The organism is Pedobacter sp. 01N416, from assembly GCF_056399685.1.
On sequence record NZ_JBFTRT010000188.1, the window covers coordinates 1 to 8,407 of the forward strand.

12 protein-coding genes are annotated in these 8,407 nt (G+C 38.9%); 3 read left to right on the forward strand and 9 right to left on the reverse strand.

All coding sequences use genetic code 11. The features are described from left to right. The 5 genes from AC1DND_RS12225 to AC1DND_RS12245 form a co-directional block, all read right to left on the reverse strand. The coding region (locus tag AC1DND_RS12225; RefSeq protein ID WP_477581953.1) for a beta-ketoacyl-[acyl-carrier-protein] synthase family protein at window positions 1-511 on the reverse strand (511 nt) is incomplete at its 3' end. A gap of 11 nt (window positions 512-522) precedes the next feature. Then, window positions 523-741: a DUF2798 domain-containing protein gene (locus AC1DND_RS12230; RefSeq protein ID WP_477581955.1), complete on the reverse strand. Its 219-nt coding sequence runs from the start codon at window positions 739-741 to the stop codon at window positions 523-525. Window positions 742-754: 13 nt separating this feature from the next. Beyond that, complete coding sequence (locus AC1DND_RS12235) at window positions 755-1,525, reverse strand: SDR family oxidoreductase (RefSeq protein WP_477581957.1); 771 nt, start codon at window positions 1,523-1,525, stop codon at window positions 755-757. 14 nt (window positions 1,526-1,539) lie between these two features. Then, on the reverse strand, window positions 1,540-2,025 hold the full coding sequence (locus AC1DND_RS12240) for a PaaI family thioesterase (RefSeq protein ID WP_477581959.1): 486 nt from the start codon (window positions 2,023-2,025) through the stop codon (window positions 1,540-1,542). 38 nt (window positions 2,026-2,063) lie between these two features. Next, window positions 2,064-2,651, reverse strand: a complete 588-nt coding sequence (locus AC1DND_RS12245; RefSeq protein ID WP_477581961.1) for a TetR/AcrR family transcriptional regulator — start codon at window positions 2,649-2,651, stop codon at window positions 2,064-2,066. Window positions 2,652-2,775: 124 nt separating this feature from the next. On the opposite strand from AC1DND_RS12245, the gene AC1DND_RS12250 reads away from it, so the two are divergent. From AC1DND_RS12250 to AC1DND_RS12260, 3 genes are all read left to right on the forward strand, one after another. Beyond that, window positions 2,776-3,687 carry a helix-turn-helix domain-containing protein gene (locus AC1DND_RS12250; RefSeq protein ID WP_477581963.1) on the forward strand — a complete coding sequence of 304 codons (912 nt, stop codon included), beginning with the start codon at window positions 2,776-2,778 and terminating at the stop codon, window positions 3,685-3,687. A gap of 82 nt (window positions 3,688-3,769) precedes the next feature. After that, window positions 3,770-4,612 carry an SDR family NAD(P)-dependent oxidoreductase gene (locus AC1DND_RS12255; protein WP_477581965.1) on the forward strand — a complete coding sequence of 281 codons (843 nt, stop codon included), beginning with the start codon at window positions 3,770-3,772 and terminating at the stop codon, window positions 4,610-4,612. A gap of 19 nt (window positions 4,613-4,631) precedes the next feature. Continuing rightward, window positions 4,632-5,483: an SDR family NAD(P)-dependent oxidoreductase gene (locus AC1DND_RS12260; RefSeq protein WP_477581966.1), complete on the forward strand. Its 852-nt coding sequence runs from the start codon at window positions 4,632-4,634 to the stop codon at window positions 5,481-5,483. A gap of 252 nt (window positions 5,484-5,735) precedes the next feature. Here AC1DND_RS12260 and arsB read toward each other — a convergent pair whose 3' ends face one another. Genes arsB through AC1DND_RS12280 form a run of 4 tightly spaced genes read right to left on the reverse strand, consistent with a single transcriptional unit; the run spans window position 5,736 to window position 8,178 of the window. Further along, on the reverse strand, window positions 5,736-6,803 hold the full coding sequence (gene arsB / locus AC1DND_RS12265; protein ID WP_477581968.1) for an ACR3 family arsenite efflux transporter: 1,068 nt from the start codon (window positions 6,801-6,803) through the stop codon (window positions 5,736-5,738). A gap of 1 nt (window position 6,804) precedes the next feature. Further along, window positions 6,805-7,224 carry an arsenate reductase ArsC gene (locus tag AC1DND_RS12270; RefSeq protein WP_477581969.1) on the reverse strand — a complete coding sequence of 140 codons (420 nt, stop codon included), beginning with the start codon at window positions 7,222-7,224 and terminating at the stop codon, window positions 6,805-6,807. 19 nt (window positions 7,225-7,243) lie between these two features. After that, window positions 7,244-7,801: a DUF6428 family protein gene (locus tag AC1DND_RS12275; protein ID WP_477581971.1), complete on the reverse strand. Its 558-nt coding sequence runs from the start codon at window positions 7,799-7,801 to the stop codon at window positions 7,244-7,246. Between the two features lie 47 nt (window positions 7,802-7,848). Then, a complete protein-coding gene (locus tag AC1DND_RS12280; RefSeq protein WP_477581973.1) occupies window positions 7,849-8,178 on the reverse strand; it encodes an ArsR/SmtB family transcription factor in 330 nt (109 codons plus the stop codon). Window positions 8,179-8,407 lie beyond the last annotated feature (229 nt).

Consider the following 8,407-nt stretch of genomic DNA (forward strand, 5'->3'; position numbering starts at 1 on the left):
TATTAGATGATGCACAGGCTGATACGGTACAATAATTTGGTCCACGCAATTTATGACGGATGGAAATGGCTCCGGCGGCAATATCGACAATCATTTTTGGAATGAAATAAGGATTAAACCTTGGTGTTCCATCACCTGCATGAAATTCTTCCAACTGCGCTTCAAAAGTACCGATCCCGCCATTTCCGGTTGCCCAGATTACGCCAACTTCAGCCAATTGATCATCGGTCATTGCAGCAAAATCTAATCCTGCATCCTTTATCGCCTGATCGCTCGATCCGATTGCATATTGGGTAAAAAGGTCGTACTTTTTAATTTCTTTTTTCTCCAGGTATTCTTCAGGATTAAAATCCTTCACCTCGCCCGCAAAACGGGTTTTGAATTTACTGGCATCAAATTTTGTAATGGGACCGATGCCACTTTTTCCGGTCAATATCTGTTGCCAGAATTGCTCAACGGTATTACCAAGCGGTGTTATTGCACCTAAACCTGTTACTACTACTCTTTTCATTTTTTTAATTTTTAGTCAATATCCTTGAATAAATAATCGACCAATGATTGTACGCGTGGGGCAATAATTAATATAGCAGGAATGGCTACAATGTAAGAAATGCCCCATGATTTTAACCAAACCTTCATAAAGATCGATGTAAATCCAAGATTAACACTTATGGCCGCGAAAGTAACTATTCCTGTAGTAAAAACCGCCATAATAAATGCAAATGCCACCTTCTTTTTCATTCCAGTTATCTGATTAATTTTGAACAGAATCGGTCCAGGCTTTTCTATTTGCATTCATCACATTTAAAGCATCAACCGGCGATTGTCTGAACAACTCATAAATCTTTGCAGTATCACCTACCCTGATTTCAAACTCATCATTGGCTAAAGCCGCCAACAGATCATCTGCAACAACCGATGGTTTAATGCCGTTATGACCGCCAATTTCTTTTGAGAATTCAGTATCCACCAATGGTGGCATCARTTCGAAAACCTTAACAGCAGTTTCTTCTAAACTTAACCTTAACGAAGTGCTGTAAGAATGTAATGCTGCTTTACTGGCCGCGTAAGTTGGCAAAGTAACTCCGGGAACATAAGCCACAATAGATGAAACGTTTACGATAGCTGATTCGCGCTGTGCTTTTAAAACAGGCAACAATTTTTGATTGATCCTGATAATTGATAAATAATTGGTCAACATTTCATCTTCTGCATTCGCAAAAGCATCTTCATTGGGGTCAGCTAAATTGTACAGGATTGCTCTTCCTGCATTATTGATCACGATATTTAATTGAGGGAAATCAGCTTTGATGCGGGCTACCAATTGATCTACATCCTCAGCCTTGCTTACATCAGAAAGAATGGTGGTTACATTTTGTAATGATGCAGCAGCTGCATCTAGTCGTTCCTGGTTTCTACCAGTAATAATTACATGATTATCTAAAGCAGTCAACTGTTTTGCAATTTCTAAACCGATACCAGCTGTTCCGCCGATCAATAAAACGGTATTTTGTGAAGTTTTCATTTTATATTTTTTTTTTAAAATTTTAAGATTAAACAAGTGCTCACCGCGTGAGCATAAACGCTATTATTTTCATCAATTAATTGCGCTTCTACCAAGGCGGTACGTCCACCAAGGTTGATCACCTTCCCTACGGTTTTTAGTTTCCCGGTTTGGATGGTAACAGCTTTCAGGAAATTTATCTTCAGCTCTAAAGTGGTATATCCTTTTCCCACAGGTAAAAGCGAATGGACCGAACAGCCCATAGCAGAATCTAAAATAGCAGTGATTACCCCGCCATGCACAGTGCCAATTGGGTTGTAATGAAACTCTTGAGGTGTAAATTCGAAAACCACATTGCCCTTTTCGATCAGGCTTACACTAAAATCCAAGGTATGTAATAATGGCGGCAGCGGAAATTTATGATCGCTCATGGCCTGCAGATAATCAACACCATCCATCTGCATAGCTTCCTTCGCTCCTTTCATTGGGTCTTCCCAAGTTATTATTCTGGTTCTTTTCATAATAAAATACCAATCGGTATATTTTAGTTTAAAAATTTTTAGCTGAGGCTATTGATATATTTTTTTAATGAGTCCATAATTAAATTCCAGTGTGCAGGTTTTGCGGTCAACCTCGAAATCATAATGCCGCCTTCTATTATAGCAATAATTGTTAGCGCAACCTGCTCTGGATTGTGATCTGCATTGATTTCTTTGGCATAAATACCTGATTCAACCAGTTTAGCAATTTTATTTTTCCAGCCTAAAACTGCTTTCAAAACTTTTTCCCGCAATTCGGGATGGGTATCATCAGCATCAACAGCAGTATTTAAAACAGGGCAACCTCCTTCTGATACAGAACCATCGATAAATTTCTGGTAAATATTGATGTACACCAAAAGCTTATCCTTTACGCTGACCTGTTTGTTCATGTCAGCATCTATCCTTGATGAAACATTTTTCAGGTTATAATCAAAAGCCGCCAGCGCCACTTCATCCTTATTGGCGAAGTTACCGTAAATACTGCCTTTGGTTAAACCCGTGGCAGCAGTAATATCATTTAAAGAAGTGCCTGCATAACCTTTCATATTAAAAATAGGTGCGGTTTTCTCTACAATGAAATTTCTTGTTTTTTCTGCCTTAGTCATGCTCTTTTAAATTGACGATGCAAATATATACCAATCGGTATATTTAATGCAAATATTTTTATCATCGAAATCTCCTTTTAATTACAGTAATTTAATTTACGTTTGAATTTTGTAACTTTGATTTATGAACAAGCCGGAGACAATTGAAGATTTTTACCAGAACAAATTTAGTTTCTTACCAGACAACCTACAAAACGGCGTGGGGCACTTTAACGTTTTCAAGTTAGAAGATTGTTTAAAGGATGATCATAAGCCAATGAGTTATAACCGTAGGGATTATTACAAAATCTGCCTTACCCGCGGACATAATGTTTACCACTATGCAGACAAAAGCATTGAGATTAATGGAACGGCTCTAATCTTCTTCAATCCGCTTGTACCTTATACATGGGAATTGGCCAGTGGTAAACAAAGCGAGGTGACAGGCTATTTTTGTATTTTTACAGAAGCTTTTTTTACCGAAAAGATCCGCGGAAACATTGGTGATTTACCCATGTTCGTACCTGGCGGGAAACCGGCGTATATTTTAAATGAAAAACAAGATGCTCAAATAGAAAGCATTTTCGATAAAATGTTCGAGGAAATCAATACCGATTACGTCTATAAATACGACCTGCTCAGAAACTATATTACTGAGATTACACACTTTGCGCTAAAAACACAACCATCTGAAACACTATTTAAACATACTGATGCCAATACAAGGATCACTTCTGTCTTTACGGAGTTATTAGAGCGTCAATTCCCCATCGAAACAACTACGCAAAGGCTTACCATGCGCTCAGCCAAAGATTATGCTTCGCAACTTTCGGTACATGTAAACCACTTAAACCGTGCAATTAAAGAAACCACTGGCAAAACCACCACACATTATATTACTGAGCGTTTATTAAGCGAAGCTAAAGCTTTACTCAAGCATACCGACTGGAATATATCAGAAATAGGTTATTGCCTTGGTTTTGAAGAGCCTACCCATTTTAATAACTTTTTTAAAAAACTAACTAACCACACCCCTACTTCTTACCGAATTGTTTGAATTTCGTAATCATAAGTTTGATTAACGTAATAAAACGAATCCATTTGCACTGTAATTTTGTCTTAACAAAAAGGAAAAAACTATGGGCAAGAAAAAAGTTTGGTTTATTACCGGAGCTTCAAAGGGCTTAGGATTAAGTTTGGTTCATCAGTTGCTAAATGCTGGCCAATATGTTGCGGCCACATCAAGAAATATCAGTGAACTTAAAAAAGCAGTAAATAATGATAGCGGAAAATTCCTTCCTCTAGCCGTTAACCTCGCCGATGAACAAAGCGTTGAGAATGCGATAAAGACGACTATTACAAAATTCGAAAGAATCGATGTGGTCATCAATAATGCAGGTTACGGAATCGGAGGCAGTATTGAAGAGCTTAGCGATGCAGAAACACGCAACAGTTTTGATGTTAACGTTTTCGGAACACTGAATGTCATCAGAAAAGCTTCACCTTATTTAAGGGCACAACGAGCCGGACATATCATCAACATTGCATCAATTGCAGGTATTGCAGGCGCAACAGGCTGGGCAGTATATGCAGCGGCAAAATCGGCTGTGATTGCATTGTCAGAAGTATCGGCAGAAGACCTAAAAGAATTTGGCATAAAAGTAACTGTTGTGGCTCCCGGCGCATTCAGAACCAGTTTTTTAACTACTGATTCGTTGATTTTGGCTGCCAATCCAATTGCAGAATACGAAGAAGTGCGGGCAATACACAGCAAATACCTAAAAATGGACGGTCAACAGATCGGTGACCCGGAGAAAGCTGCTGCTGCAATGATCTCATTGGCAAGTATGCCTAATCCACCCCTTCATTTACTTTTAGGGAACGACGCTTTTCAAAGAGCAAACAACAAGTTAGAATCACTACAAAAGGAATTTAGAGACTGGAAAGCCATTACAATTTCAACGGATTTCGACGAAAATTAATTCAATAGACAAAAACATTATGGAAAATCAAAAAGTATGGTTTGTAACAGGCGCATCAAAAGGCCTGGGACTTACATTAGTAAAAACATTATTAAGCAATGGCCTTAGCGTTGCTGCAACTTCAAGAAACCTGAACGATTTAATTAACGCAGTTGGTGAACATGAAAACTTTTTACCACTAGCTGTTGATTTAATCGACGAAAGCAGTGTAGAAGCGGCAATTAGCCAAACGATCAGCAAATTCGGTCAGGTTGATGTGGTGGTAAACAATGCAGGCTATGGCATGCTTGGTGCTTTAGAAGAATTGAGCGATAAAGAATCACGTCAAAATTTTGATGTAAACGTTTTTGGTTCGTTAAACGTCATCAGAAAAGTACTTCCTCAATTGCGAAAACAACAATCAGGTCACATTTTCAATATTTCTTCAATCGGTGGCTTTTCAGGTAACTTCCCTGGTTTCGGAATATATTGCGCTACAAAATTTGCGGTCGTTGGTTTTACCGAATCGTTAGCGGCTGAAGTAAAATCGATGGGAATCAAAGCAACGATTGTAGAGCCGGGTTATTTCAGAACGGCATTCCTAACTGCAGGATCATTAGCGGTACCGAATAAACCAATTGATGCCTACAAAGAGGTACGCGACTCGCAAGCGGCACATCAGAACGACATCAATAACCAACAGCCAGGCGATCCGGCCAAAGCAGTTGAGGTAATTATTGAAGCTTCGAAAAGTGAAAACCCACCGCTCCATTTATTCTTAGGGCCTGATGCTTATCAGGTAGCTGATGCAAAAATTGCAGACGTACAAAGGGATATGGCCAATTGGAAATATCTGGCAACTGCCACTAATTTTGATGAGATTGATGCGTAATATCTAGAGCAATCGTCATTTCGAGCGGAGTGCAGCGAAGCCGAGAACCCGAAAGCTCTGCGAAGCAAAATCTGTCTGGATAAACCTCTCCATTYCACTGCRTTTCAGTCGAGATGACGATTTTTCTTTTGGAGTCTGTTAATGGTAGGTTAGTAAAAAACCCTTTTTTGATATATTAAAGACACTTCGACTCCGCTCAGTGTGATAGAAATGTTAGATAAGTAAATAATTGGATGAAATTTCAACAGGCTCTTACAACTCTTTGAAATACTTCTTCCTAAACCATTGCGCCAGGTTAACCAGTGCAATTAATGCTGGTACCTCAACCAACGGACCGATTACACCGGCAAATGCCTGCCCTGAATGAATACCGAATACACCTATAGCCACAGCGATAGCCAATTCAAAGTTATTACCAGTTGCCGTAAATGCAATAGCGGTACTTTTGCCATAATCGGCTCCAAAATACCTGCCCGCAAAAAAACTGATCACAAACATGATCACAAAATAAATCACCAAGGGTAAAGCAATTCGCAGTACATCAAACGGAATTTGCACAATTAATTCTCCTTTCAAACTAAACATCACTACAATGGTAAATAACAAAGCAATTAAGGTTATAGGAGAAATCATCGGTACAAAAGTGGAATAAAACCATTCATCGCCTTTCCACTTGATCAGTACTTTTTGACTTAAAATACCGAGTACAAACGGAATCCCAAGATAAACCCCTACACTCTTTGCAATTTCTGCAATGGAAATTGATACAGAAAGGCCTTTTAAACCAAAAACGGGTGGTAAAACCGTAATAAAAAAATAGGCAAATACACTGTAAAGCAATACCTGAAAAATACTGTTCAGGGCAATTAAACCAGCTGCATACTCGCGGTTCCCAWCGGCAAGCTCATTCCATACCACCACCATCGCAATACACCTGGCGAGGCCGATCATAATTAAGCCAGCCATGTATTCGGGATAATCATGTAAAAATGCAATGGCCAGGAAAAACATCAGAATCGGGCCGATTATCCAGTTTAAAACAAGCGAAGCGCTTAATATTTTTACATTTTTAAATACTTCGCCTAAATTCTGGTATTTAACTTTTGCTAAAGGCGGATACATCATCAGGATCAATCCGATGGCCAAAGGAATGTTTGTACTCCCGCTCGAAAATGAATTGATCAAGACTGCTGATGATGGGAACAAAAAACCTAAGCCCACCCCTAATAACATGGCTAAGAAAATCCACAATGTTAGATAACGATCTAAAAAGCTTAGATGTTTTCTTTGAGCTGCCGGGGCACAAATATCTGCAGACATATTAGCTTTTCAGGTTTTTGTTTACAAAATCTTCCATATAAACCTTTACCAGATCTCTTGTATTTCTAAATTCGGCCATAATTTCTTCATCTGTACCTACGGCTTTTGCAGGATCGGGAAAATTATGGTGCATTTTTATAGCCTGCGTTGGGAAATATGGACAACTTTCTTTCGCATGATCGCAAACGGTAATCACATAATCGAAAGGAACATCAAAATACTCCTCGATATTGTTAGAGGTTTGTCCTGAAATATCGATTCCATCTTCAGCCATTACTTTTATCGCCCTAGGGTTAACGCCATGAACTTCGATACCAGCGCTGTAAATTTTGGCCTTATTTTGGGCGAAATGTTTCAAATAGCCTTCTGCCAGTTGACTTCTGCAACTATTTCCGGTGCAAAGCACCAATACATTTTTCATTCCTATAACTTTTGAATCATTAACAACATCCACTTCCTGGAGAACAACTATTTTGACTGGCTGCTAGATTAACCAATTCGACCTTTTGCTTTATCGGCTGAGCAGGCGCACAACATTCTTCACCAATTTCGGTGGTACCACAGCTTCCGCCACGGTTAATCGCTTTACATTGGGTAGCATCAGGTGTTAGATCCAAAATCAGGTTTTCCCCATCAATTTTAAATTCACCTGGAAACATTTGCCTCGTATCGAACGCAGAATTGCCAAATTCAATTTTCACAATTCCATTGGGGTTTAACGGCAGTTTGCTTTCTACCAGATTGATAATGGATAGTGCTTTTTTCACCTGCATGGCCCTACCCGTTTCTTGTTCGGTAGGTTCCCATAATTGTACAATAATCTCAGTCCAGGCGTTCATTACGCCTCCACAATCTACCGAAACAATCGGCGCCTGTTTAATTTCAGTGATGTGATAATTGGCATTTACCCACTTGCCTGGAGCATATTGAAACTGTAATACCRATTCTGGATGCTGCTGAAGATTAGCCTTAAAGCTGCTCCATGTTATTGAAGACATATTGATCATAATATTGCAATTTAACGATTGATTTAAATAAAAAATTTTTAACAACAGTTCTGGCCGCCTTTATATGAGGCAAAGAAATCGCCCAACTGTGTTTGTAATAACTTCCAGGTTTTAGGTTCTATACAATAGCAAATACTCACCCCCTCGATAGTGCCTTGTATAATACCTGCATTTTTAAGTTCTTTTAAATGCTGAGAAATAGTAGCCTGAGCTAAGCCGAGTTCCTCAACTAAATCGCCACAGATACAGGTATTCGATTTAAGGATACGCTGAAGAATCGCAATCCGCGCAGGATGAGCCATCGCTTTTAATAACGCTGCCATTTGATTCTGCTCTTCGGTGAAGATTTCTGTTTTGGTAAGTCCCATAATTTTATATCGCAATATTACGATAGATAATTTAGATATCAAAATTTATTTTAATTTCGATTTCAATAATAGATTACCTAGAGAAAGAGCAAGTGTGTTTTTTTAGCCACGGAGGCAAGGAAAAACACGGAAATTTGGTTGATAATAGCCCTTGCCTTCACTTCACTCCGTTATCAATTCAGAGAATTTAATAAAAAGTATCGTCATCTCGACTGGAACACAGTGGAAT